Here is a 25,235-nt window from a genome sequence, read left to right as displayed (position 1 = left end):
GACGAGGTGGCGGACATCCGCACATCTCGAGTTTCAGGCAGTTTTTGAAAGCTTTCTGTCCACTTTCGGTTCTCCTCAGGCTAGAGCAGGCACCAGGGCGTGGTCAATGCCCGGTCACCGGGCGTTGTCGTGACTGTACGACGAAGCACCCCACCTGAAAGTTTCAGATGGGGTGCTCTGCATCGTGTCGTCGTCTCGGCGCGCTGTCGCTCCTTTGGGCAACCGCCGGACCGCGTGGACGGGGCCCGCGATGGAGGACCGGCGGCGCCTTCTCGGGATCAGCCCTTGGCGGCCCAGTCCGCGGTGCGCTCCTTGAGCTCGCGGTAGGCGCCGAGCACCTCGGGGGTGGGCTCCGCCTCGACGGTGCGGCTGCCGGTGAGCTCCCAGGCCGGCGGCTCCTGCTCGCCGGAGAGGGCCCAGGCGGCCTGGCGGGCGGCCCCGAGGGCCACATATTCCGCGGCCGGGGCGATGGTCACCGCACGCCCGAAGATGGCCGGGGCGATCTGCTGCACGGCCTGGCTGCGGGCCGCGCCGCCGATCAGGGTGATCCCAGCGGCGGCGGTGCCGGTGATGTCCTCGAGCGCCGAGATGCCGTCGGCCAGGGAGCACAGCAGACCCTCGACGTAGGCGCGGGCCACGTCCTCCCGGGTGGTGGCGGTGCTCATGCCGGTGAGGGTCGCGCGGGCCTCGGGACGGTTCGGGGTGCGCTCGCCGTCGAAGTAGGGCAGCAGCGTCACTCCGTGCGCACCGGGTGCGCTGGCCAGGGCGAGCTCGGCCATCTCCTCGTGGCTCACGCCGAGCAGAGCGCGGCCGGCCTCGAGGATGCGGGCGGCGTTGATCGTGGTGGCCATCGGCAGGAAGCGACCGGTGGCGTCCGCGAAGCCGGTGACCGAGCCGGTGGCGTCGTTCGGGCGGGTGGGGCTGACCATCGCGCACACGCCGGAGGTCCCGATCGAGACGGAGACGTCGCCCTCGCTCTGCGAGAGGCCCAGTGCCGCCCCCATGTTGTCGCCGGTGCCGGCGGCGATCGCGGCGCCCGCGGGCGTGCGGGCCATGATCTCCTGCGGCGAGCCGGGCAGGCGCGGCAGCTCGAGGGAGCGGCCCAGGGCCAGCTCGACCAGCTCGGGCTTCCACTCCTCCGTGCGGGTGGAGTAGTACGCGGTGCCGGAGGCGTCGCCGCGGTCGGTGAAGGCCTCTCCCCCGCCGGCCAGATGACGGGAGACGTAGTCGTGGGGCAGCAGCACGCTCGCGGCCCGCTGCGCGTTCTCGCTCTCGTGATCGCGCACCCAGCGCAGCTTGGAGGCGGTGAAGGAGGCGACCATCAGGCTGCCGATCTCCTCGACCGACGCCTCGGCGCCGCCCATCTCCTCGATCAGGGCCTCGGCCTGCGGGGCGGAGCGGGTGTCGTTCCACAGCAGCGCGTCACGCACCACCTCGCCCTGCGCATCCAGCAGCACCATGCCGTGCTGCTGGCCGCCCACGGACACGGCGTCGGCCCGCTCGAGCAGCGGCCCGGCCGCCTCGTCGACCGCCGCGAGCCAGGCGCGCGGATCCACCTCGGTGCCGTCGGGATGCGCGGCGCGGCGCTCCTCGAGCACCTGCCCCGTCTCCGCGTCGACGAGGAGGGCCTTCGTGGCCTGGGTGGAGGAGTCGATTCCGAGAACCGTGGGTGCCATCAGGAGGTCCTTTGCGTCGGGAGCGGGTGGGCCGTGCGGGCGAGTGGCGTCGTGGATACCGGGTGCGCCGTGCGTGCACGCGGTGTCATGGTTGCCGAGTGGTCGTCTGCGTCGTGGTCATGCGGAAGGTCGCGGGTGCTGGGCCGTCCGACGGCGGACGACGTTTTCGGGAGGCGCATTGCGGCTGCCCCACCAGGCTATGACACCCGCCGCGCGCCACTCGAGGAACGACAGGATCGGCGGGAACTGCGGGAACTGTGTGCCGGGTGGACAGGCCAGGTGGGCTGGCCACGCGCAGGCCGAGCGGGCAGGCCACCCTCGCATCGACTGGCGGCATCCGCGCAAGCAGTCCCCTGTACGGGCAGCGTGCACACATACCGCCACCGGATGCGACGGCCACGCCACGCGGGCCACGCGGAGCCAGGACCGCGCGCGCCCGAACGGAACGGGCACGAGCGGAGCGCGGCCGAGCGGGATAGCAGAGCGGGTCGGGGCTGGCCAGGCTGATGCGCCCGACCGGCCCCGCCCCCACCGGATCAGGCGCGGAAGCCGAGCAGGTGCTGCATGGCCAGCTGCTGCAGGCGCACGAAGCCGAAGTTGCGCTCGCCGGCCTTATCCGCGTCGAACTCCTCGAAGGTGGAGCGATCCGCGAGCAGGTCCGCGAGGGACTCGCCCTCGGCGAGGGTCGGCTGCGCGAGCTCGTCGATGCCGGAGTACGACAGCGCCTCCTGGACCTCGGAGTCCTGACGGAACGCGAGGGCGCGCTCCTTGAGCATCAGGTACATCTCCATGTTGGCCGCGGCGGAGTCGTACTGACCCGTCTCGTGCTCGGTGCGCGAGGGCTTGAAGTCGAAGTGACGGGCACCCACGTAGGCGCCGGGCTTGGACGGGAAGCCGTTCTCGAGCAGGTCGACGGTGAAGAAGGCGCTGATCAGGTCGCCGTGGCCGAACACGAGGTCCTGGTCGTACATCGGGCCGTGCTGGCCGTTGAGGTCGATGTGGAAGAGCTTCTCGCTCCACAGCGCCTGGGCGAGGCCGTGGGTGTAGTTCAGGGTCGCCATCTGCTCGTGGCCGGTCTCGGGGTTGATGCCCACGATGTCGCCGTGCTCGAGCTGCTCGATGAAGGCCAGCGCGTGGCCCACGGTGGGCAGGAAGATGTTGCCGCGGGGCTCGTTCGGCTTCGGCTCGAGGCCGATGCGCATGTCGTAGCCCTTGTCCTTGATGTAGCCGGCCACGGTGTCCAGGCCTTCGCGGTAGCGCTCGAGCGCGGCGAAGAGGTCCTTCGACCCGTCGTACTCCGCGCCCTCACGGCCGCCCCACATGACGAAGGTGGTCGCGCCGAGCTCGGCGGCGAGGTCCACGTTGGCCAGGACCTTGCGCAGGCCGAAGCGGCGCACGTCGCGGTCGTTGGAGGTGAACGCGCCGTCCTTGAACACGGGGTGGGCGAAGGTGTCGGTGGTGACCATCTCGATGACCAGGCCGGTCTCGTCGGTGACGGACTTCAGCTGGTCGATGATCTTCTGGCGCTCCGCGGGGGTCGCGTCGAAGGGCACCACGTCGTTGTCGTGGAAGGTGAAGCCCCAGGCGCCGAGCTCGGAGAGCTTGCGGATGTGCGCGCTCAGCTCGAGCGGCGGGCGGGTGGCGGAGCCGAACTGGTCCTGAGCCTGCCAGCCCGTGGTCCACAGGCCGAAGGAGAACTTGTCGTCGCGGGTGGGGGTGGGTGCAGTCATGGTCGAACTCCTCTGTACGGACAGCAGTCTGTGATCCCTCGCGGTACGAGATGACGCACTACGATGCCCTGAACCGATCCAGCAGTTCTGCGGAACGGGCATCCTCGAGCCGCTTAGTATGTTTGAGTTACTAACATACGACGATTCGCCGCCCGATCACAAGGCGGCACCGCGGATTCGTCCGACGGAAGGGCCTTCTCCATGCAATCGACGCACCTGCGCGAGCACAACCTCTCGCTCGTCATGCGCGCCGTCATGAACGCGGCCGATCCCGTCTCCCGAGCCACCCTCGCCCGCTCCACGCAGCTCACCAAGCCCACCGTCTCCAAGCTCGTGGAGGAGCTGATCACGGCCGGTCTCGTGGAGGAGCATGCCCCGGTCTCCCAGGGCAGCGGCCGACCGATGGTGCCCCTGCAGCCCGCCCAGCACACGGTGCTCGGCATCGGGCTCGAGATCGCCGCCGAGCACATCTCCTGCCTCGGCATCGATCTGGCCGGCGGCGAGCTCAGCTCCCGCACCGAGTACCTTGAGGTCACGGCCGACAACGTCCCCGAGGCCGTCCAGGCCTGCGCGCGACTGCTCGACCAGGTCCGCGCCGAAGCGGGCGAGGCGACGCTGGTCGGGGTCTGCGTCGCCGTGCCCGGGCGCATCTCGCCCGACGGGGAGAGCGTGCTCTCCGCCCCCAACCTGGACTGGGACGACGTCCCCCTCATGCGTGAGCTCCAGGCCATGCCCGCCCTCGAGGGCGTGCCGGTCCTGGTGCAGAACGACATCCGGCTGTCGGTCCTCACCGAGATCGCCCGTCGGCCCGACGAATCGTTCATGTACGTGCGCGGAAGCACCGGCGTGGGCGGGGCGATCGTGCTGGAGGGCAAGGTGCTCGAGGGCGTCCACGGCTGGGCCGGGGAGTTCGGGCACACCGTGGTCGAGCCGGGCGGCGCGCTCTGCCGCTGCGGCCGTCGCGGCTGCCTCGAGGCGTACGTCTCGTACCACGCGCTGCGAGAGCGCGCCGGGCTGCGCCGGGACGTGCTCATCGACGAGCTGGTCGAGGAGCTCTCCCGCAGCACCGACCGAGCAGAGGTGATCGGCACGATCGGCCGCTCCCTGGGCCTCGCGGTCGCGAACGCCCTGAACATCCTGGATCTGTCCACGGTGGTGCTCTCGGGCTACCTGGGCCCGATCGCCGAGGAGATCGCCCCGTTCATCCGCGAGACCGTGGACCTCCACGCCCTGGCCGCCGAGGTCGACGAGATCGTCATCGAACGCTCGGACGACCTCGCGGCACCCGCCCTGTGGGGTGCGGCGCGGGCAGCGGTCTCCCCGCTCCTGGATCACCCCGGCGACTGGATCGCCCGGTCGGCGAGCCTGTCCGACTGACCGGGCCACCCGAGGCCCGTCGGCCCACGGGTCGCCGACACGCATATCGATTGCGCATCCTGTCTTGACCCGACGCACCCCGGTTTGTAAGTTAACGACACTTACCCGGGTGAGTTCCGTCACACCCACTGGCCGCTGCACCCCGTCACCGTCGACATCAGGAGTAGGTCATGAAGAACATCCAGCTTTCTCGCCGGTCCGCCTTGGGCGCCGCCGCCGGGCTCTCCGCGCTCAGCCTCGCCGCCTGCGGGACCTCCGGCCCCGGAGGCTCCGGAAGCGGGGGCGCCGACTCCGCCGGCTACTGGGCTCTCAGCGGTGAGCCGAACGAGACCATCACCGAGGACACCGTCACCGCGTTCAACGAGCTCGGCAAGGGCTCGATCGAGCTGACGTTCTTCCAGAACGACGCCTACAAGCAGAAGATCCGCACCGCCATCGGCGCCGGCGAGGCGCCCGCCGTCATCACCGGCTGGGGCGGCGGCGGCCTGCGCACCTATGCCGAGGAGGAGCAGGTCGACGATCTCACCGACTGGCTCGGCGAGAACACCGACGTCAAGGACAGGTTCATCGAGTCGGTCTGGGCCGCGGCCACCGTCGACGAGCAGGTCTACGCGATGCCCACGGGCGCCGCCCAGCCGATCATCCTGTTCCACAACAAGACCGTGCCCGAGAACATCGGCGCCGAGGCCCCCGAGAGCTGGGAGGATCTCCTGGGCGCCATCGAGAAGGCGCACTCCGCAGGCGTCGCCCCCATCTCGCTGGCCGGCCAGTCGCGGTGGACCTCGATGATGTGGCTCGAGTACCTCCTGGACCGCGTGGGCGGCCCGGACGTGTTCGCGAGGATCGCCGCCGGGGAGCCGGATTCCTGGCTCGACGACGCCGTGGTCGAGATGGGCAAGAAGGTCGAGGAGCTCCTGGAGGCGAAGGCCTTCGTGGAGGGCTTCGAGTCCATGGCCGCCGACTCCAACACCGACCAGGCGCTCATGTGGTCCGACAAGGCCGCGCTGATGCTCCATGGCGGCTGGACCTACGGCGGCATGAAGTCCGGGGGCGGCTCGTTCGTCCAGGACGGCCGTCTCGGCTACGGGCCCTTCCCCACCATCGAGGGCGGCAAGGGCGAGCTCGCGAACCTCGTGGGCAACCCCGCCGGCTACGTCTCGCTGTCCGCCTCCGCGAGCGACGAGCAGAAGACGGTCGCGAAGGCCTTCTTCGCCGAGGGGCTCATGACCGACGCCGTCTCGGAGGCGCTCATCGAGTCCGGCTCGGTGCCCATCGTGAAGGGCCAGGACGAGGCCCTCGCCGCGAGCGACGACGCCGACTACCTGCAGTGGGTCTACACCTCGATGCAGGACGCCCCGTCCTTCACCCAGTCCTGGGACCAGGCCCTGCAGCCCACCGCGGCCGAGGAGCTCCTGGTCAACACCGAACAGCTGTTCCTCGGAAAGCTCAGTCCCGAGCAGTTCGCCGAGAACATGAACGCCACCCTGGAGGCCTGAGCATGGTGTCCTCCGTCGACCCGACGGCGGTCACGTCGATGCCCGGGCGCCGCCGCGCGCCCGGGCAGGACGCCGCCGAGAGCTCCCCGGGAGCCGTGCGATCGCAGCGGGAGCGGCTGATGACCTCCCACGTGCTCTTCGCCCTCCCCGCCCTGCTCTTCTTCCTGGTCTTCGCGGTGCTGCCGCTGCTGGGCGTGGTGGTGCTGTCCTTCACGTCATGGAACGGCATCGGGGCGATCGAGTTCACGGGGCTCGTCAGCTGGAAGGACGCGCTGACGCGAGAGACCACCTGGCACGGCCTGCTGCTGGTGCTCTTCATGATCGCGGCCACCTGGTTGCTGCAGACCCCGCTGAGCATCCTGCTGGGCACCTTCCTCGCCGGGCAGCAGAAGTACCGCAACGTCCTCGCGGTGATGTACTTCCTGCCCATGCTGCTCTCCTCCGCAGCCATCGCGATCACCTTCAAATCGCTGCTGGACCCGAACTTCGGCATCCCCAGCGGACTGAACCTGGCCTTCCTCAAGCAGAACTGGCTCGGCGACTCCTTCCTCGTCTGGGTGGTGCTCCTGGCGATCATCGCGTGGCAGTTCATCCCCTTCCACACGCTGATCTACCAGGGCGCCGTGCGACAGATCCCGCAGACGATGTACGAGGCGGCGCAGATCGACGGCGCCGGCCGGGTGCGGCAGTTCTTCTCGATCACCCTGCCCCAGCTCAAGTACACGCTGATCACCAGCTCGACGCTGATGGTGGTGGGCGCCCTGACCTACTTCGACATCATCTTCGTGCTCACCCAGGGCGGGCCCGGCAAGTCCACCCGGATCCTGCCGCTGGACATGTACCTCACCGGATTCCGCGGCAACGAGATGGGCGTCGCGAGCAGCCTGGCCGTGATCCTCGTGGTCCTCGGGCTGGGCCTGGCGCTCGCGGTGCAGCGGCTCGGCGGCAAGGATGCCTCCGCGAGCCAGATGGAAGGAGCCTGAGATGAGAAGGAACTGGATCGGAGGCGCCTTCGGCTGGGTCTGGCTGGTCATCGCCATCCTGCCGCTCTACTTCGTCGCGATCACGAGCCTGAAGTCGATCAACACGTACTTCGGCTCGAACCCGGTGATGCCCTCCCCGAAGCTCGCGTTCGAGAACTTCACCGCGGTGCTCGAAGCCGACTTCGCGATGTACCTGCTCAACAGCGTGCTCGTCGCGCTCGGCACGGTGATCCCCCTGGTCGGGATGGCGTTCATGGCGTCGTTCTCGATCGTGCGCAGCGGGCATCGCTTCTTCAGCCCCGTGCGCAGCCTGTTCCTGCTGGGTCTGGCGATCCCGGTGCAGGCCACGATCGTCCCGATCTATCTGCTGATCATCCGGATGCACATGTACGACTCCCTCGTCGCGCTCATGCTGCCGGGCATCGCCTTCGGCCTGCCGCTGAGCGTCCTGATCATCTCCAACGCGCTCCGGGACGTGCCGCGCGAGCTGTTCGAGGCGATGGACATCGACGGCTGCACCGAATGGCAGAAGATGTGGCGCCTCGCGCTGCCCATCTGCCAGCCGGCGATCGTCACGGTGGCCGTCTACCAGGCGCTCATGTCGTGGAACGGCTTCCTGTTCCCCCTGATCCTCACCCAGAGCCCCGACAAGCGCACGCTGCCCCTGGCGCTGTGGAGCTTCCAGGGCGAGTACGCCACGAACGTCCCGGTGGTCATGGCCGCCGTGATCCTCTCGTCCATTCCGATCATCCTGCTCTACGCCTTCGGTCGCCGGTACCTGGTCAGCGGCATGACGGCCGGCTCCAGCAAATGACCTGACTCCCGCCGACGACGGGCCCGGTCCCGGCCGCGCCATGGCGCGAGCCGCTCTTGACCCGCCGCCGTTCCCTTTATAAGTTAAAGACCCTTACCAGGGCCGGTCCGCCTCGTCCCGAGGCCTCTCCGAGTCACCGTCGACACCGAGCGCAGACCACCACCACGACCCTGCGCCACCTGCTCGTCGGCCGCCAGGAGTGCCCGGAGCACCCGTTCCGGACGGCCCCGGTCCCGCCCCACCATCCGCTCTTCGAGGAGTCGTGACACCAGCAGTGACCGCCCCATCCCCTTCCCCCCGACCGCTGCGCGTCGGCATGGTCGGCTACGGCTTCATGGGTGCCGCCCATTCCCACGCCTGGCGCACCGCCCACCGTTTCTTCGACCTCCCGCTGACCCCCGTGCTGCGCACCCTCGCCGGGCGCACCGAGAGCGCCCTGGTCGCAGCGGCCGAGCGCTACGGCTTCGAGCAGACCACCACCCGGTGGCAGGACCTCGTCGAGGATCCCGAGATCGACGTCATCGACATCTGCACCCCTGGTGACACGCACTTCGAGATCGCGATGGCCGCGCTCGCCGCCGGCAAGCACGTGCTGTGCGAGAAGCCGCTCGCGAACTCGGTCGAGGAATCGGCGGAGATGGCCGCCGCCGCGAGCGAGGCGAGCAACCGCGGCGTCCGCAGCATCTGCGGCTTCTCCTACCGCCGCACCCCGGCGCTGGCCTACGCGCGCCAGCTCGTCGACGAGGGCGCGGTGGGCGAGATCCGCCAGGTCCGTGCCCAGTACCTGCAGGACTGGCTCTCCGACGCCGACGCGCCGATGACCTGGCGCCTGGACAAGGACAAGGCCGGCTCCGGCGCTCTCGGCGACATCGGTGCCCACATCATCGACCTCGCCCAGTGGATCTCCGGGCAGGACATCACCGCGGTCTCCGGCATCCTCGAGACCGTCGTCCCCACCCGTCCCGCGGCCGGGGACATGCAGGGCCTCGGCGGCAAGGGCGACCTCTCCGGCGAGCGTCAGCAGGTCACCGTCGACGACGTCGCCCTGTTCACCGCCCGCTTCGACAGCGGGGTGCTCGGCTCCTTCGAGGCGACCCGCATGGCGCAGGGCCGCAAGAACGCCATGCGCGTGGAGATCAACGGCTCGACGGGATCGATCGCCTTCGACTTCGAGCGCATGAACGAGCTGGAGATCTACGACGCCACGGCCGGCGCCGGCCGGCAGGGCTTCACCCGCGTGCTCACCACCGAGCCGGAGCATCCCTATGCCGCGGCCTGGTGGCCCACGGGCCACGGCCTGGGCTACGAGCACACCTTCACGCACGAGATCGCGGACCTCGTGCGGGCGATCGGCGAGGGCACCGACCCCTCCCCCTCCTTCCAGGAGGCGCTGCAGGTGCAGCGCGTCCTCGCCGCCGTCGAGGCCAGCTCGGCCGACGGCTCCCGCTGGCGGGGTGTCGACCCGTCGGCCCCCGACACCACCGCACAGACCTCACAGACCTCACAGACCTCACAGACCTCACAGACCACCACGTCGCAGGAGCGCACCCGATGACAGACCCCCAGACGACCGCCTCGACCAGCACCTTCGTCGTCGCCCCGCCGAGCGACCGCACGGCCCTCGTGGTCCGCGGCGGCTGGGACGGGCACCAGCCGGTCGAGGCGACCGACCTGTTCATCCCCTTCCTCGAGGAGAACGGCTTCACAGTGCGGATCGAGGACTCCCCCGCGATCTACGCCGACGCCGAGTACATGGCCACGGTCGATCTCATCCTCCAGTGCAACACCATGAACACCATCGAGAAGGAGGAGTTCGAGGGGCTGCGCGCGGCCGTCGAGGCGGGCACGGGCCTGGCCGGCTGGCACGGCGGCATCGCCGACAGCTACCGCAACAACTCCGACTACCTCACCCTGATCGGCGGCCAGTTCGGCTGCCACCCCGGCAAGCACCCCGATGAGCGCACGGGCGAGCAGGCCGACAACTACGTGCCCTACACGGTGAACATGCTGCCGGCCGCCGCCGAGCACCCGATCACCCGGGGCATCAGCGACTTCGACCTGGTCACCGAGCAGTACTGGGTGCTCAGCGACGACTACATCGACGTGCTCGCGACCACCACGCAGAAGGTGCGCGAGTGGGACCCGTGGGACCGCCCGCTCACCTCCCCGGCGCTCTGGACGCGCCAGTGGGGCGAGGGCCGGATCTTCGTCTCCACCCCCGGGCACCGGGTCGAGGTGCTCGAGGACGAGAACGTGCGCACGGTGATCGAGCGCGGCCTGCTGTGGGCGGCGCGCGGCAGCGAGCAGCCCTATGGCGAGCACCGCACCGGCGGACACGCCGCGACCGCACAGGGCGGCGAGCGCTCGGACGATGCGCACGGAGCCACCCGATGAGCGCGGCGGCAGCGCCGATGCGGATCGGCATGATCGGCTGCGGGGTCATCTCGCGGCAGTACCTGGCGAGCTTCGACGAGCTGCCGGACGTGCAGCTCGTCGCGGTCGCGGATCTCGATCCCGCCCGCGCCGAGGCCGCCGCCGAGGGGCGGGAGGGTGTGCGCGTGCTGAGCGTCGATGAGCTCCTCGCCGACCCCGAGGTGGACACCGTCCTGAACCTCACCATCCCCGCGGCGCACGCCGACGTGGACCTGCGGGCGATCGCCGGCGGGAAGAACGTCTACTCGGAGAAGCCGTTCGCGGTGACCACCGAGGAGGGCGCCGAGGTTCTCGCTGCGGCGCGCCAGGCCGGGGTGCTCACCGGGAGCGCGCCGGACACCGTGCTCGGCACCGGCACCCAGACCGCCCGGGTCGCGATCGACGCCGGCGAGATTGGCACCCCGATCGCGGCCGTGGCCACCATGGTCACGCCGGGCCACGAGCGCTGGCACCCTCAGCCGGACTTCTACTACGTGCCCGGCGGCGGCCCCCTGCTGGACATGGGTCCGTACTACATCCACTCCCTGGTCACCCTGCTGGGTCCGGTCGCCGAGGTGATCGGGGCGGGCAGCCGCCTGCGCACCGAGCGCACCATCGGCTCGGGCCCCCGCGAGGGCGAGATCATCCCCGTCACCACGGAAACGCACGTCACCGGCGTGCTGGTCCATGAGAGCGGCGCGCTCACCACGCTCATCATGAGCTTCGACGGCGTCGCGACCGCGGCCCATCCGATCGAGGTCCACGGCACCACCGGGACGCTCGCCGTGCCGGATCCCAACCGCTTCGACGGCGACGTCGAGGTCAAGCGGCTGGGCGGCGAGGACTGGGAGACCCTGCCCGTAGCTGGCGGCTACCAGGGCGTCGCACGCGGCATCGGCCTGCAGGACATGGCCGTGCGCGGCGAGGCGCTGCGGGCCAGCGGCGAGCTCGGCCAGCACGTGCTCGAGGTGATGAACGCGGTGCTCGAATCCGCTCGCAACGGCACCCGCGTCGAGGTGGCCAGCACCGTGGCCCGCCCCGAGGCGGTCGAGCTGCAGGACGTCCGCGTCACCGCCTGAGCACCTGGTCCATCAGCGGCACGGCCTGTGTGCCAGGCCGTGCCGCTGCGACCGCTCAGAGGTTCCAGATCACCGGGACCAGCACGATCTTCACCACGATGGAGAAGGCGAAGAGCGTGGCGTAGGCCGTCTCGATGCGCTCGTCGGCCCTCTTGGAGTTCGCGGCATCGAGCACCGCAGGCTGGCCGAGGAAGCCGGCGACGGCGCCGGCCGCACGCGGGGCGGAGAGGTCCAGGATCCAGCGGGCAGCGACCAGCAGCACCACACAGCTCAGCACGGCGACGATCGCCGAGAGCACGGCGGCCCGCCACGCATCGGGCGAGGTGAGCACCGCGGCGACGTCGGGCCCCGCGGTCAGGCCCAGGCCGGCGAGGAAGAGCAGCAGGCCCAGCTGACGCAGCGTGATGTTGGCGCTGCCCGGCAGGGCCCACACCACGGGGCCGGTGCGGCGCAGGGCGCCCAGCACCATGCCCACCAGGAGCGGCCCGGCAGCGGGCCCCAGGGAGAAGCTGCCCCCGCCGGGCATCGGCAAGGTGACCAGGCCCAGTGCGAAGCCGAGCACCAGGCCGAGGCCCAGGGAGAGCACGTCGAGCTCGCTGGCCTTGCGGTCGGAGTCCCCGAGCAGTGCGTGGACGTCGTCGAGCTTGGAGCGGTCCACGACCACGGCAATGCGGTCCCCGGGCTCGAGCACCAGGTCGTCGCGGGCCAGCAGCTCGAGGTCGCCGCGCCGCACCCGGGTGACCACGGCCCCGAAGCGCACCGGCAGGTTCAACTCGGCGATCGACCGCGAGGCCAGATCGGGGTTGGAGACGGTGAGGCGGGTGAACTCCACGAGCGAGCGGTCATGGGCGACGTGGCGGTCGCTGCGCTCCCCGAGCACCTCGGTGACGGCACCGACCGCCTCGGGCATGCCCACGGCGACCACCTCGTCTCCCGCCAGGAGGTCCTCCCCCGGCACGATCACCCGTACGCGGCCGTCGCGGCGCAGGTAGGAGAAGCGCACCTGCTGCTCATGCCACTGCGGGACGTCGCGCAGGTTCACCGGGTGCAGCACCTTCACGGTCGTGGAGTCCAGGCTGGTCCCGGCGAGGGCCGGGGTGTCCTTACGGCCCGGCCAGCTGCGGGAGACGACGGTGGAGACCAGCACGATCCCCACGATCACGCCGATCGGGTAGCCGAAGGCGTAGCCGACCGACGGGGCCGACGTGCCGGTCACGCGGCCGGCGGCGTCCAGGGCCGGGGCCGCGGTGAGCGCGCCGGTGAACAGGCCCAGCGAGAGATCCTGGGCCAGGCCCAGCACGCGCCCCAGCACGATCGTGGCGACGGCGGCGAGGACGGTGCTGGCGGTGGCCGCGGCCAGCAGCGGCAGCTGCTTGTTCAGCGAGCTGAAGAAGGCGGCGCCGGCAGCGATCCCGACGGTGTACACGAACAGGGCCAGGCCCAGGGACTGCACGATGTCCATCCCGGCGCCGAGATGCGGGGCGGCCGCCGAGAGGGCGAGACCGGTGAACAGGGCGCCGGCGGCGCCGAAGCGCACGCGGCCGAAGGGGATCGCTCCCAGCACGGCTCCCGAGGCGACGACCAGGAACAGCGTGAGGAGCGGGCTCCCCTCGAGGACGTCGATCACGGTGAGCCTTTCCAGGGCCCGGCAGGGCGCACCGGACCGGTGCGCGTCGAGCGCGGGCTCCGCAGTGTGGAGTGGCCTCCCACGATAGTCGCGGCCTGCCTGCCCGGGAATCGGAGTTGTCCGAGGTCACGACAGGAAGAGGTGACCGATCCGAGCGGCGGACCGCGAGGTGGCCGGCGAGGGCTGCGACGGCACGTGCCGCTGGGGACGGGCCGCCGGGGGCCGGAAGGGCGCGCCCTCAGCCGAAGGACAGCGGCAGCATCTGGCCGCGCGCCCCGAGGGCGTCCAGCTCCGCGCGCTCCTCGGCCGTGGCGTGCCGACGTCCGGTCGCGACGCGGAGCGCGTCGGCGTCTTCCCAGCTCGCGGGCAGCCGGACCCGCAGGCGACGCTCGACCATCTCGCGGGCTTCCGCGAGGCTCTCCGGGTGCGGGAGGTCGACGGACGGACGGCTGCCGGAGGGGAGTCGCGCGGAGGGGAGATGCGCGCCCAGGTCCAGATGATGCAGCGCCGCCTCCAGCACGTAGGCCCCGAGGTAGTCCCGCACGGTGAGCGTCTTCCCCTGGGTGCTCACCGGCAGCTCGGGATGGGCGAGCATCGCGGCCCGGCCGGCGGCCGCACCGAGGTCCTCGAAGTGGGCGCGCAGCACGGCGGGGTCCTCGTACGCCGTGGCGAGCCGCACGGTGAGCGCATCGGTGGGCGAGGTGCTATCGGGCGAGGTGGGCGAGGGCGTCCAGTAGCTCAGGGAGTCGTGGCTGGGGGCGGTGTCCGCCGGAGTGGAGAGCGTGATCAGCAGATCCTGCGCGTCGAGGACCAGGTGGGAGACGAGGTCGCGCACCCGCCAGCCGCGACAGCCCGACGGCTCGTCGAACGCCTCGTCCGGGAGAGCGGCGACCGCCGCGCACAGAGCCGACCAGGTCTGGGGGAAGATGTCCACGTCAGCACGGTAGCAAGCGCGTTCCCCAGGGCGCTCCGCGAGCCGTGGCAACATCCGGCACATGCCTGCCACCCGGGGCGTGGTGCAGGACACTTCACCCCATGCCCCCTGCCGGAAAGGCATCACCCATGCTCAATGTCGCAGTCATCGGGACTGGCTCCATCGCCGACGCCCACCTCCGCGCCTACCTCGACGCCGCCGACCACGTGCGCGTCGTGGCGCTGGCCGATCTCACCGTCGAGAAGGCGGAGGAGGCGCGCGAGCGCTTCGGTCTCACCGACGCCCGCACCTACGCCGATGTCGGCGAGCTGCTCGCGTCCGAGGATCTCGATCTCGTCTCCGTGACGACTCCCCCGTCGGCCCATCGCCCGGTGGCGGTGCAGGCGCTCGAGGCCGGCGTGCACGTGATCGTCGAGAAGCCGATGGCGCCCTCGCTCGAGGACTGCGATGCGATGCTCGAGGCGCAGCGACGCAGCGGGAAGCTGCTCTCGGCCATCGCGCAGAACCGGTTCCGCACCGAGATGATGCGGCTGAAGGCGGTGCTCGACAGCGGGAAGATCGGCCCCGTCGCCCACACCCGGATCGCCTCGGAGTGGTGGCGCGGCACCTCCTACTACGACCTGTGGTGGCGGGGCACCTGGGCCTCCGAGGGCGGCGGCTGCACCCTGAACCACGCGATCCACCACATCGACCTCGCCCTGTGGCTGCTGGGGACCCCGCAGGCGGTGGTCGCGATGATGACCAACGCCGCCCACGCCAACGCCGAGGTCGAGGACCTCTCCGTCGCGATCCTGCAGTACGAGCGCGGCCTGGCGGAGCTGACCAGCTCGGTCGTGCACCACGGGCAGCGCCAGGAGATCGTGGTCCAGGGCGAGCGGGCGCGTGTCTCCCAGCCGTGGGAGGTGGTCGCCGAGACCGCCCAGCCCAACGGCTTCCCCACGCCGGACGGGAATCCCCCGCTCACCGATGAGCTCGAGGCTTTCGCGGCCTCGGTCCCGCCGCTCGAGCACACCGGGCACGCCGCCCAGCTGCGCGACGTGATGACCGCGATCGAGGCCGGCACGGAGCCGATGATCACCGGCGAGGACGGCCGACGGGCGGTCGAGCTGGTCACCGCGATCTACGCCTCCGCCATCGAGCGCCGCACCATCGACCTGCCGCTCGCCCCGGAGGACCCCTACTACCGCTCCGGCACCCTCGTGGAGCGGGCCCCGCACTTCTTCGAGAAGAGCGCCTCGGTGGGCGCGCTGGACGGCGACATCACCGTGGGCGGCTCCTCCTAGCGGCGGCTCCCGGCCGCGCCTCCGGACGTCGGCCCCGGCGTCAGCCCTCGCACCGCCTGCCAGGACCGCCGAGCATCCCATCACCGACCACCACTCTCCCTGACCACCCCGTTGAAAGGACCCCCATGGCTGTCTCCGAAGGAGCCAACTACGCCCCCGCCGCGATGCCGAAGCCTGTCGTCGAACCCGGCGAGTTCGTCTTCGCCGTCATGCACCTCGACCATGGCCACATCTTCGGCATGACGCAGGGCCTCATCGGCGCCGGCGGCTCCCCGAAGTGGGTCTACGACACCGACGCCGAACGCGCCGCAGCCTTCCAGGAGAAGTTCCCGGAGGTGAGGATCGCCGGCAGCGAGGAGGAGATCTTCGCCGATGACGAGGTGCTGCTGGTCGCCGCCGCGGCCGTCCCCGCGGACCGTGCGGCGCTGGGCATCCGCGTGATGGAGGCCGGCAAGGACTACTTCACCGACAAGACCCCGCTGACCACGCTCGACCAGCTGGCCGAGGCCAGGGCCGCCGTGGAGCGCACCGGCAGGAAGTACATGGTGTATTACTCCGAGCGCCTGCACGTCGAGGCCGCGGTGCTCGCCGGCCAGTACATCGACCGCGGGGCGATCGGTGAGGTCATCCAGGTCCAGGGCATGGGCCCGCACCGTATGGGCGACCCCTCGACCCGGCCGGACTGGTTCTTCGAGCGTGCCCGCTACGGCGGCATCCTCACCGACATCGGCTCGCACAACTTCGAGCAGATGCTCACCTTCACCGGCTCCGACGACGCCGAGATCCTCTCGAGCTCGATCGGCAACTTCGGCCACCCCGACCACCCGGAGCTCGACGACTACGGCGACGCCCACATCGCGCTGTCCTCCGGAGCCTCCGGCTTCGTGCGCGTGGACTGGTTCACCCCGGCCGGCCTGCGCACCTGGGGCGACGGGCGCACCTTCATCCTCGGCACCGAGGGCTACATGGAGCTGCGCAAGTACGTCGACGTCACCACCGACAACGGCGGCGGCCAGGTGATCCTGGTCGACGGCGAGGGCGAGCACCGCATCGACGCCACCGGCAAGGTGGGCTACCCGTACTTCGGCGAGCTCATCCTCGATGTCCTGAACCGCACCGACAACGCCATGACGCAGGACCACGCCTTCAAGGCCGTGGAGCTGGCGCTCATCGCCCAGCAGCAGGCCCGCGTGCTGCGCGCGCCCGGCGCCTGACCCCGCGCGGCCCCGCGCCGCACCCAGCACCTGCCGACGGTCGCTGTCCCCTCCGGGACAGCGACCGTCGGCTTTTTCGTGCCGCCATACTCTCGACGTGTTTTCATTCAGCTTTCGGAGTTCGATTAGTGCCTGAGCTTGGCTTGACCTACAGGTAGGACCAGGCATACCGTGACACCATCGACAGAAGTTTCCGAAATCTTTTCGGCGTTGTCGCCGAACTTGCGAACTGGAGCAGCAATGAAGCCTGTCACCCGCCGTGCAACCCTCGCCGGCCTCGGTATCGCCGTACCCTCCCTCGTCACCCTCAGCGCCTGCAGCGGCGGCAAGAAGCCCGCCGGTGGCGGCGGCTCGCCGTCGAGCCTGTCCGTCTGGGCCCTGACCGGGGCCAAGGAGGACACCTACCAGGGGTCCTTCGACGCCTGGGACGAGGCGAACCCCGACAACCCCTTCGCCGTGGAGTTCTTCGCCAACGACTCCTACAAGGAGAAGATCCGCACCTCGATCGGCTCCGGCAATGCGCCGACCCTGATCTTCAACTGGGCCGGCGGCACGCTGGAGGACTACGTCGGCAACGAATCGGTCGTGGACCTCACCGGCAAGGTCGACGACATCCTCTCGCACTCGATCGAGTCGATCGCGAAGGTCGGCGAGGTCGACGGGAAGCAGTACGGCGTCCCGAACAACGACACCCAGCCGGTGGTCCTGTACTACAGCACCGAGCTCTTCGAGGAGCACGGCGTCACCCCTCCCACCACCTGGGCCGAGCTGATGACCGCCGTGGAGGCCTTCGTCGCGGCAGACATCACCCCGATCGCCCTGGCCGGTCAGAGCGTGTGGCCCGAGCTGATGTACATCCAGTACCTCACCGACCGCATCGGCGGCGAAGGGGTCTTCGAGAAGATCCTGACGGGCGAGGCCGACGCCTGGTCCGATCCGGCCATCACCTCCGCTCTGGAGTCGATCGTGCAGCTGGTGGACGCCGGCGCCTTCGGCTCGAGCTTCGGCTCGGTGGCCGCGGATGCGGGCGCCGACGCCGCCCTGGTCCACACCGGCCAGGCCGCGATGCTCCTGCAGGGCAGCTGGGTCTATGGGACGTTCAAGCAGGACGCCCCCGACTTCGTCGCCGGCGACAAGCTCGGCTTCCTGAACTTCCCCGCGGCCGACGGCGGCGCCGGCGACCCGGCCAACGTCGTCGGCAACCCGGCCAACTTCTGGTCCGTCTCCGCAGACGCGGACCCGGAGGTGCAGGAGCTCGCCATCAAGTACCTCAACGAGTTCAACCTCAACGAGGACATGGTGGACAGCTTCCTGGGCATGGGCGCGATCCCCGCCGTCAAGGATCTCGAGGACAAGCTCCCCGATCTCGACGACGGGAAGTTCCTGTCCTTCGCCTACGACATGGTGATCAACGCTCCGCACTTCCAGCTGTCGTGGGATCAGGCGCTTCCGGCGGCCCCGGCCCAGGAGCTGCTCACGAACCTCTCGCAGATCTTCCTCGGGGAGAAGAAGCCGGCCGACTTCGTGAGCGCGATGAACGCGACCCTGGACTCATGACCGCGGCGCAGTCCCCAGCACCACAGCCCGCCGCCTCGCAGCCCGCCGCACCGTCCGCTCCTGGAGAGGGCCGCGCGCCCTCCCCAGGGGCACCCCGATCCCGCGCCCGGAAGAGCCTGCGCACCGCGCCGAGCAACTGGATGCTGGCGCCGGCCCTGGCGTTCTTCGGCGTCTTCGCCCTGCTGCCGCTCGCGGGCGTGGTCGTGCTGTCGTTCTTCGCGTGGGACGGACTCGGAACCCCGTCGTTCGCCGGGCTCGACGCCTGGGTCGCGGTCTTCCAGAACCCGGTCACCCTGAACGCGATGAAGCTGACCTTCCTGATGACGGCGCTGAGCTTCGTCGTGCAGTTCCCCCTCAGCCTGCTGCTGGGGACCTTCATGGCCGGTCACCAGCGCTACCGCGAAGCCTTCTCGGTGCTCTACTTCCTGCCCCTGCTGTTCTCGGCAGCGGCGACCGGCATCGCCTTCAAGGCCCTGCTGGACCCGAACTTCGGTCTGTCCCGCGCCTTCAACGCGGACTTCCTGAAGCAGGACTGGCTGGGCTCGCCGAACCTGGCGTTCTACACGCTGATCATGGTGATCTCCTGGTCCTTCGTGCCCTTCCACTCCCTGCTCTACCAGGCCGGGGTGCGACAGATCCCGAAGTCGATGTACGAAGCGGCCACGTTGGACGGCGCCGGGCGCACCCGGCAGTTCTTCAACGTCACCCTGCCCCAGCTGAAGTACACGATCGTCACCAGCTCCACGCTGATGCTGGTGGGCTCGCTGACCTACTTCGACCTGATCTTCATCCTCACCGGCGGCGGGCCCGGCAATGCGACGCGGGTGCTCCCCCTGGACATGTACCTGACCGGCTTCCGCTCCTACCAGATGGGACCCGCGAGCGTCATCGCCGTGATCCTGATCGTCGTGGGGCTGCTGCTGTCCCTCGGACTGAACAAGGTCTCGGGCGCCGACAAGATGGAAAGCCAGATGGAGGGCGCCTGAGATGAGAACCCGTAATCCGAACGTCCTCGGCGGCGTCCTGGGCTTCGCCTGGCTCCTGGTCATCATGGTGCCGATCTACTACATCGTGATCACCAGCATCCGCCCGCGCGAGGACTACTTCAGCTCCAACCCGCTGTCGCTGCCCAGCGAGTTCACCCTCGAGCCGTTCCGCTACGTGCTCGAGAACGATTTCCTGCGGTACTTCACCAACAGCGTCATCGTGACCGTGGTGACCGTCGTGGCCGTGGTCGTGTCCTCCCTGATGGCCAGCTACGTGATCGTGCGCAGCCGTACCCGGATGGCCCGCTTCAGCCAGAGGCTGTTCCTCATGGGCATCGCGATCCCGCTGCAGGCCACGATCATCCCGATCTACTACCTGATCGTGCAGCTGGGCCTGTACGACACCCTCTGGGCGCTGATCCTGCCCAGCGTCGCGTTCGCCATCCCGATCACCGTGCTGATCCTGACGAACTTCCTGCGCGACGTGCCCAAGGAGCTGTACGAGTCCATGACGGTCGACGGCGCCTCGGACATGCAGATGTTCCGCCGCCTGGTGCTGCCGCTCGCGAAGCCCGCGATCGTCACCGTCGGCATCTACGACGCACTGCAGGTGTGGAACGGCTTCCTGTTCCCGCTGGTGCTCACGCAGAGCTCGGAGATGCGGGTGCTGCCGCTGTCGCTGTGGGCCTACCAGGGCGAGTTCACCACGAACATCCCGGCCGTGCTCGCGGCCGTGATGCTCTCGGCGCTGCCGATCCTGGTGCTCTACATCGCCGGCCGTCGCCAGCTGATCAGCGGCCTCACCGCCGGCTTCAGCAAGTGATCGAACCGGGCGGCGCCGTCGCCTGATCCCGGACGCCGACGAGGCCCCGGCCCCTTCTCCTCCGCGGAGCGGGAGCCGGGGCCTCGGCAGCTCCGATCACCTGGTCAGACGGGCATAGTCCTCCGCGAGGGTCATATAGCGGGAGTCCCAGACGTCCATCCCGGGGATCTCTCCGCCGGTCACGGCGCCGGTGAGCCGGTCGAGGTACCACTCCCAGCCGGGGCCGATGTGCTGCACCATGTCGGCGGGCACCGCATGGTGGCGGAGCGAGACCACGGTTACCGCGCCATCGGCCGCATCCCCACGATCGGGTGCTCCGGCGCTGTCGGACGCCTCCGCACCGCCGGCGTCGGCAAGCTCGACGGAGAGGCACCAGGTGTCCTCCCCCATCGCTGAGCTCACGGTGAGCAGGGCGCCCTGCTCGCAGGCGTGGATCGTGTACTCGACTGCTGAGGAATCGCCCGGCTCGGCGGTCATCGTGACCTGCACCTGCCCCGATCCCGGGTCCCCCTCGAAGGTGCCGAACCAGGTCTCGAGCAGGGCCGAGGTGCTCAGGTGCGCCCAGATCCGGTCGCGCGGCGCCGCGAGGGTGCGGGTGAGGACGAGGTCCTGTCCGTCGGCGTCGAGATCTCCGGTGATCGTCATCTGCACTCCTGATGGTCGGGCGCGGTCGCTTCCGCGGATGCGGCCTACGGTAGACGGGGATCGCCGGTGCGGCACCTGCGAGCCGCGCTGCGCCCCGTCCCGCTTGCTAGACTGTTACGAGTTGCGAAACTGCCGTTTCATATCATGGAACGCCACGTCCGGGGAGACCTCCTCGGACCAGTCCGGTACCGTCGCGGGAGCGCGCCCGGGCACCGACCAGGAGGTTCACGTGTCGTCTTCCAGCACCATCCCGGACCTGGGCCGCGGGACCCTCGCGGGCCTTCCCGCCCTCGGCGCCTCCGCGCCCCGGGACCCCGCCCGGGCCGGCATCATCCATCTCGGGCTCGGCGCCTTCCACCGCGCCCACGGCGCCGTGCACACCGCCCGCGCCCTCGAGGCCGAGGAGGGCGACTGGGGCATCGTCGGCTTCGCGAACCGCTCCCGTTCCGTCGTGGATCCGATGGCCGCGCAGGACGGCCTGTACAGCGTGCTCGAGCTCGCGGACACCGGCACCCGCGCCGATGTGGTCGATGTGCACCGCGGCTTCGGCGTGATGGCCGAGGATCCCGGCGCCGTGGTGGCCGAGATCGCGACCGCCGCGCGCCGCATCCTCACCCTGACCGTGTCCGAGGGCGGCTACTCCGTCTCCCCGCGCACCGGCAGCCTCGACGTCGACACCGCCGGGATCCGCGCGGACCTCGCGACCCCGGCCGCTCCCCGCACCGTGATCGGCCTGCTCGCCCGCGGCCTCACCGAGCGTGCCTCCAGCGGCGAGCCGTTCACCGTGCTGCCCTGCGACAACCTCTCCTCCGCGGGGCAGACGGCCCGCCGCATGGTCACCGAGTTCCTCGAGCACTCCGGCGCCACCGAGGACGTCCTGGCCTACGTGCGCGAGCAGGTCGCCTTCCCCGACGCGATGGTAGACCGCATCGTCCCGGCCACCACGGCAGGGACCAGCGATCAGGTCGCCGAGCTGCTGGGCGTGCGCGACGGCGCCCCGGTGCGGGCCGAGAAGTTCTCCATGTGGGTGATGGAGGACCACTTCCCGGCAGGTCGTCCGGCTTGGGACCTGGGCGGCGCGATCATGTCCGACGAGGTCGGCAAGTACGAGCAGGTCAAGCTGCGGATCCTCAACGGCCCGCACTCGCTGATCGCCTACCTCGGCGCACTCGACGGCCGTGCCACGATCCCTGCGAGCTTCGAGCAGGACTGGATCGCGGAGTCCACGCTCGCGCTGATCCGCGGCGAGAACCTGCCCACGATCGACCTCCCCTCGGGCTTCGACGTCGAGGAGTACATCGAGGACCTCACGCACCGCTGGCACAACCATGACCTGGGCCATCGCACCCGTCAGGTGGGATCGGACGGATCCATGCGGCTGCCGCAGCGGATCCCGACCCCGGCCCTGTTCCACCTCGAGCAGGGGCGGATGCCGGCGCTGCTCGCGCTCACCGTCGCCGCCTGGTTCGCCTGCGTCGTCCCGCCCCGCGGCTTCGAGCCCGGCGAGCAGGCCCGGGCGATGAGCGACCCGGACCAGGACCGCCTGCAGGGGATCGCGGAGCGCGCCACCACCCCGGCCGAGCATGCCCGCGCCCTGCTCGAGAGCGGGTGCCTGTCCGAGCAGCTCGCCGAGCGCGAGGACTTCGTCGTCGCCGTCGGCGAGCTGCTGACCACGATCGTCACGTCGGGACCGCGCGCCGCGGCCGCCGACGCCCTTGCCGCGTCCCTGAAGGAGAACCGCTGATGAAGGCCCTGACCATCCATGCCGCCGAGGACATCCGCTGGGCGGACGCCCCCGACGTCGAGCCGAGCGGGGACGAGGTGCGCCTGCGCATCGCCTACGTCGGCATCTGCGGCTCCGACCTGCACTACTACTTCCACGGCGCGAACGGCGCATTCGTGATCACCGAGCCGCTGATCCCCGGTCACGAGCTCTCCGCCGTGGTCGATCTCGACCCCCGCGGCGAGTTCGCGCCCGGCACCCCGGTGACCGTGCACCCGGCCCGGTACGGAGCCAGCGCGCCGGGCATCGAGGACCGTCCGCACCTGTGGCCCGGCGGCGACTACCTGGGCAGCGCGAGCGTCACCCCGCATCGCCAGGGCGCCGCGGCCCAGTACATGGTCATCGACCGTGCGAACCTGCGCCGGCTGCCGGAGTCGCTGCCCCTGCGTCGGGGGGCGCTCGCGGAGCCGCTCGCCGTCGCCCTGCACGCCGTGACCATCGCCGGTGATGTGACGGGCAAGAAGTGCCTGGTCCTGGGCTCCGGCCCGATCGGTCTGCTGGCCGTCGCCTCCCTCCTGCACCGCGGGGCGGCCTCCGTCGACGTGACCGACGTGCGCCCCGAGCCGCTCGAGCGGGCGAAGGCTCTCGGCGCCTCGCAGGCGATCCTGGTGACCGAGGCGAGCCCCGAGGACAACGCCTACGACGTGGTGCTCGAGTGCTCCTCGGCCCCCGTCTCGCTCTCCTCCGGGGTGCGCGCCGTGCGCCCCGCGGGGATCATCGTGCAGGTCGCGATCCTGCCGAACACGGACATCCCCGTGAACCTCGCCGCGCTCGTGGCCAAGGAGGTCCAGCTGCGCGGCACCCAGCGCTTCGACACCGAGATCGACGAGGCCATCGAGGTGCTCGCGGCCGACGACCGCTTCGACGCCGTGGTCACCCAGGTCATCCCCGCTGCGGACGCCGTCGAGGCGTTCGCGACCGCGAAGGATGCCTCCCGTTCCGCCAAGGTGCTGCTCGAGCTGTGAGGATCGCCGTGCCGGCGCCGCGCGCGTCGGCCCTGCGTCCCCGCAGTTCCCGCCGTCTCCACAGTTCCCGCAGTCTCCGTCGCCTCTGTCGTCTGCCCGTTCCGTCCGTACCGACCTCTCCGAGGAGCCCGCCATGACCAGCATCGAACGCCCCACGCTTCCCGAGCGCACCGCGGCCGCCCGCCTCATCGTCGTGATCCGCGGCGAGCGCGCCGACCAGTACGCGCCCGTCCTGGAGACCCTCGCCGGCGCCGGCATCCGCTCCGTCGAGCTGACGCTCTCCACGCCCGGGACTCTCGACGAGCTGCCCGGCCTGCTGGAGCGCTTCGGCGACCGGCTCGACATCGGCATCGGCACCGTCACCGACCCCGACGACCTGCGGCGTGCCGCCGAGCTCGGCGCCCACTACATCGTCACCCCCATCACCCGGGCGGACCTGCTCGACGCGGCGACCGAGGCCGGCATCGCGATCGTGCCCGGCGGCCTCACCCCGAGCGAGCTGCACACGGGCTGGGCCGCGGGCGCGGCGGCGGTCAAGGTGTTCCCGGCGAGCGTGGTGGGCCCCGGCTATCTCAAGGACCTGCGCGGGCCGTTCCCCGGCATCCGCGTGATCCCCTCCGGCGGCGTGGACCTCGAGGCGGCGGGTGCCTGGCTGCAGGCCGGGGCCGACGCCGTCTCCGTGGGCGGCCCGCTGCTCGGCGATGCGCTCAAGGGCGGCGACCTCGGCGCCCTCGCCGACCGCGCCGCCCAGTTCGTGGGCGTGACCACCCGCGAGGCCGGGGCATGAGCGGGGCCCCGTCGGCCGCGTCGTCCGCCGCGTCGGCATCTGCCCCGTCGGCCGCGCGCGTGGTCGCCGTCGGCGAGACGATGGCGATGATGCGCAGCGGCACCATCGGCTCGCTCGCCCACCTGCCCTCGGTGGACATCTCCCTGGGCGGCGCCGAGTCGAACCTCGCGATCGGCCTGCGCCGCCTCGACGTCCCCGTGGCCTGGGTGAGCCGGGTGGGCGACGACCCGCTGGGCACGCGGGTGATGCGCGAGATCCGCGCCGAAGGGGTCGAGGTGCACTGCACCGTCGATCCGACACGGCCGACGGGCCTCATGCTCAAGTCCCGACCCAGCGGCACCACCACGCGCGTGGACTACTACCGCGCCGGGTCCGCCGCCTCCGCGCTCACGCCGGACGACCTCCCGGCCGGGCTCATCGAGCAGGCGCGGATCCTGCACCTCAGCGGCATCACCCCGCTGCTGTCGGAGACCGCGCACGCCACCAACGTCGCCGCCGTGCAGCGCGCCGTCGCGGCGGGCGTGCAGATCAGCCTCGACGTGAACTACCGCTCCCGCCTCGGCTCGCAGGAGCTGCTCGCGGAGCGCCTGGGCGAAATCCTCGAGCACGTCGACATCGTGTTCGGCGGGCCGGAGGAGCTCTCGATCCTCGCCCCCACCGCAGGCGGGGCCGGCGCAGACGGCGCTGACGGGGCAGGTGCTGCCGCCGCCGCTGCCGACGAGCTCGACCACCAGACCCTGCTGCGCGCACTCGAGGCCGACGGCCGCCAGGTGGTCGTGAAGCTCGGGGCCGACGGCGGTGCGGCGCTCGCGGATGGCCAGATCCAGGAGGCTCCCGGGCACCGGGTCGACGTGGTCGACACCGTCGGCGCCGGGGATGCCTTCGTGGCCGGATATCTCAGCGCTCAGCTCGACGGACTGGACGTGGCCGCACGCCTGGCCCGCGCGAACGCCTGCGGGGCGCTGGCCTGCACCACCCCCGGGGACTGGGAAGGCGCACCGCGACGGAGCGACCTCGACGCACTGCTCTCCGGCGGCGCCGCGGATCCTGTGATCCGCTGACAC

Annotated in this window: 21 protein-coding genes; 16 read left to right on the top strand and 5 right to left on the bottom strand. The window is 70.7% G+C overall.

Annotated features, from left to right (window positions below; genetic code table 11):
* Positions 1-278: 278 nt before the first annotated feature.
* Positions 279-1,676, bottom strand: coding sequence for a xylulokinase (gene xylB, locus INT49_RS15710; RefSeq protein ID WP_193118692.1), 1,398 nt, complete (start codon positions 1,674-1,676; stop codon positions 279-281).
* Between the two features lie 536 nt (positions 1,677-2,212).
* Positions 2,213-3,406, bottom strand: a complete 1,194-nt coding sequence (gene xylA / locus INT49_RS15705) for a xylose isomerase (RefSeq protein WP_193118691.1) — start codon at positions 3,404-3,406, stop codon at positions 2,213-2,215.
* Between the two features lie 201 nt (positions 3,407-3,607).
* Here xylA and INT49_RS15700 point away from each other — a divergent pair, with 201 nt between their 5' ends.
* The 7 genes from INT49_RS15700 to INT49_RS15670 all read left to right on the top strand — a co-directional run bounded on the left by INT49_RS15700 (position 3,608) and on the right by INT49_RS15670 (position 11,567).
* Positions 3,608-4,783, top strand: coding sequence for an ROK family transcriptional regulator (locus INT49_RS15700; RefSeq protein WP_193118690.1), 1,176 nt, complete (start codon positions 3,608-3,610; stop codon positions 4,781-4,783).
* A gap of 170 nt (positions 4,784-4,953) precedes the next feature.
* On the top strand, positions 4,954-6,279 hold the full coding sequence (locus INT49_RS15695; RefSeq protein ID WP_193118689.1) for an extracellular solute-binding protein: 1,326 nt from the start codon (positions 4,954-4,956) through the stop codon (positions 6,277-6,279).
* A 119-nt stretch (positions 6,280-6,398) separates the two neighbouring features.
* Complete coding sequence (locus tag INT49_RS15690; protein WP_226850710.1) at positions 6,399-7,262, top strand: carbohydrate ABC transporter permease; 864 nt, start codon at positions 6,399-6,401, stop codon at positions 7,260-7,262.
* Between the two features lies 1 nt (position 7,263).
* A complete protein-coding gene (locus INT49_RS15685; protein ID WP_193118688.1) occupies positions 7,264-8,076 on the top strand; it encodes a carbohydrate ABC transporter permease in 813 nt (270 codons plus the stop codon).
* Between the two features lie 316 nt (positions 8,077-8,392).
* On the top strand, positions 8,393-9,631 hold the full coding sequence (locus tag INT49_RS15680; protein WP_193118710.1) for a Gfo/Idh/MocA family protein: 1,239 nt from the start codon (positions 8,393-8,395) through the stop codon (positions 9,629-9,631).
* Positions 9,628-10,470, top strand: coding sequence for a ThuA domain-containing protein (locus tag INT49_RS15675; RefSeq protein WP_226850697.1), 843 nt, complete (start codon positions 9,628-9,630; stop codon positions 10,468-10,470). The genes INT49_RS15680 and INT49_RS15675 overlap by 4 nt, the downstream gene beginning before the upstream one ends.
* Before the next feature lie 17 nt (positions 10,471-10,487).
* Positions 10,488-11,567, top strand: a complete 1,080-nt coding sequence (locus INT49_RS15670) for a Gfo/Idh/MocA family protein (RefSeq protein ID WP_193118709.1) — start codon at positions 10,488-10,490, stop codon at positions 11,565-11,567.
* A gap of 55 nt (positions 11,568-11,622) precedes the next feature.
* On the opposite strand, the gene INT49_RS15665 is transcribed toward INT49_RS15670, so the two are convergent.
* Together INT49_RS15665 and INT49_RS15660 are read right to left on the bottom strand one after the other, a co-directional pair.
* Positions 11,623-13,194, bottom strand: coding sequence for an aspartate:alanine exchanger family transporter (locus INT49_RS15665; protein ID WP_193118687.1), 1,572 nt, complete (start codon positions 13,192-13,194; stop codon positions 11,623-11,625).
* A gap of 238 nt (positions 13,195-13,432) precedes the next feature.
* A complete protein-coding gene (locus INT49_RS15660; protein ID WP_193118686.1) occupies positions 13,433-14,128 on the bottom strand; it encodes a maleylpyruvate isomerase N-terminal domain-containing protein in 696 nt (231 codons plus the stop codon).
* A 128-nt stretch (positions 14,129-14,256) separates the two neighbouring features.
* On the opposite strand from INT49_RS15660, the gene INT49_RS15655 reads away from it, so the two are divergent.
* From INT49_RS15655 to INT49_RS15635, 5 genes are all read left to right on the top strand, one after another.
* The gene (locus tag INT49_RS15655; protein ID WP_193118685.1) at positions 14,257-15,411 is read left to right on the top strand and encodes a Gfo/Idh/MocA family protein; all 1,155 of its coding nucleotides are present in this window, start codon (positions 14,257-14,259) and stop codon (positions 15,409-15,411) included.
* Between the two features lie 125 nt (positions 15,412-15,536).
* Positions 15,537-16,625, top strand: a complete 1,089-nt coding sequence (locus INT49_RS15650; RefSeq protein WP_193118684.1) for a Gfo/Idh/MocA family protein — start codon at positions 15,537-15,539, stop codon at positions 16,623-16,625.
* Between the two features lie 240 nt (positions 16,626-16,865).
* Positions 16,866-18,182 carry an extracellular solute-binding protein gene (locus tag INT49_RS15645; protein WP_193118683.1) on the top strand — a complete coding sequence of 439 codons (1,317 nt, stop codon included), beginning with the start codon at positions 16,866-16,868 and terminating at the stop codon, positions 18,180-18,182.
* Positions 18,179-19,168, top strand: coding sequence for a carbohydrate ABC transporter permease (locus INT49_RS15640; protein ID WP_193118682.1), 990 nt, complete (start codon positions 18,179-18,181; stop codon positions 19,166-19,168). Before INT49_RS15645 ends, INT49_RS15640 begins: the two co-directional genes overlap by 4 nt.
* A 1-nt stretch (position 19,169) precedes the next feature.
* Positions 19,170-19,991, top strand: coding sequence for a carbohydrate ABC transporter permease (locus INT49_RS15635; RefSeq protein ID WP_193118681.1), 822 nt, complete (start codon positions 19,170-19,172; stop codon positions 19,989-19,991).
* A 96-nt stretch (positions 19,992-20,087) separates the two neighbouring features.
* Here the strand turns inward: INT49_RS15635 and INT49_RS15630 are convergent, their stop codons facing one another.
* Entirely contained in the window at positions 20,088-20,636 is a 549-nt protein-coding gene (locus INT49_RS15630; RefSeq protein ID WP_193118680.1) for an SRPBCC family protein, read from the bottom strand.
* 229 nt (positions 20,637-20,865) lie between these two features.
* Between INT49_RS15630 and INT49_RS15625 the strand changes: the two genes are divergently transcribed.
* The 4 genes from INT49_RS15625 (at position 20,866) to INT49_RS15610 (ending at position 25,232) form a co-directional block, all read left to right on the top strand.
* The gene (locus tag INT49_RS15625) at positions 20,866-22,380 is read left to right on the top strand and encodes a mannitol dehydrogenase family protein (RefSeq protein ID WP_319021654.1); all 1,515 of its coding nucleotides are present in this window, start codon (positions 20,866-20,868) and stop codon (positions 22,378-22,380) included.
* Complete coding sequence (locus INT49_RS15620) at positions 22,380-23,384, top strand: L-idonate 5-dehydrogenase (RefSeq protein ID WP_193118678.1); 1,005 nt, start codon at positions 22,380-22,382, stop codon at positions 23,382-23,384. The genes INT49_RS15625 and INT49_RS15620 overlap by 1 nt, the downstream gene beginning before the upstream one ends.
* Positions 23,385-23,517: 133 nt before the next feature.
* Positions 23,518-24,171, top strand: coding sequence for a bifunctional 4-hydroxy-2-oxoglutarate aldolase/2-dehydro-3-deoxy-phosphogluconate aldolase (locus INT49_RS15615; RefSeq protein WP_193118677.1), 654 nt, complete (start codon positions 23,518-23,520; stop codon positions 24,169-24,171).
* A complete protein-coding gene (locus INT49_RS15610) occupies positions 24,168-25,232 on the top strand; it encodes a sugar kinase (protein WP_193118676.1) in 1,065 nt (354 codons plus the stop codon). Before INT49_RS15615 ends, INT49_RS15610 begins: the two co-directional genes overlap by 4 nt.
* Positions 25,233-25,235: the final 3 nt, after the last annotated feature.

The sequence above is a fragment of the Brachybacterium tyrofermentans genome (genome assembly GCF_014897585.1).
GTDB lineage: Bacteria > Actinomycetota > Actinomycetes > Actinomycetales > Dermabacteraceae > Brachybacterium > Brachybacterium tyrofermentans.
This window is presented reverse-complemented; position numbering and strand designations above follow the sequence as displayed.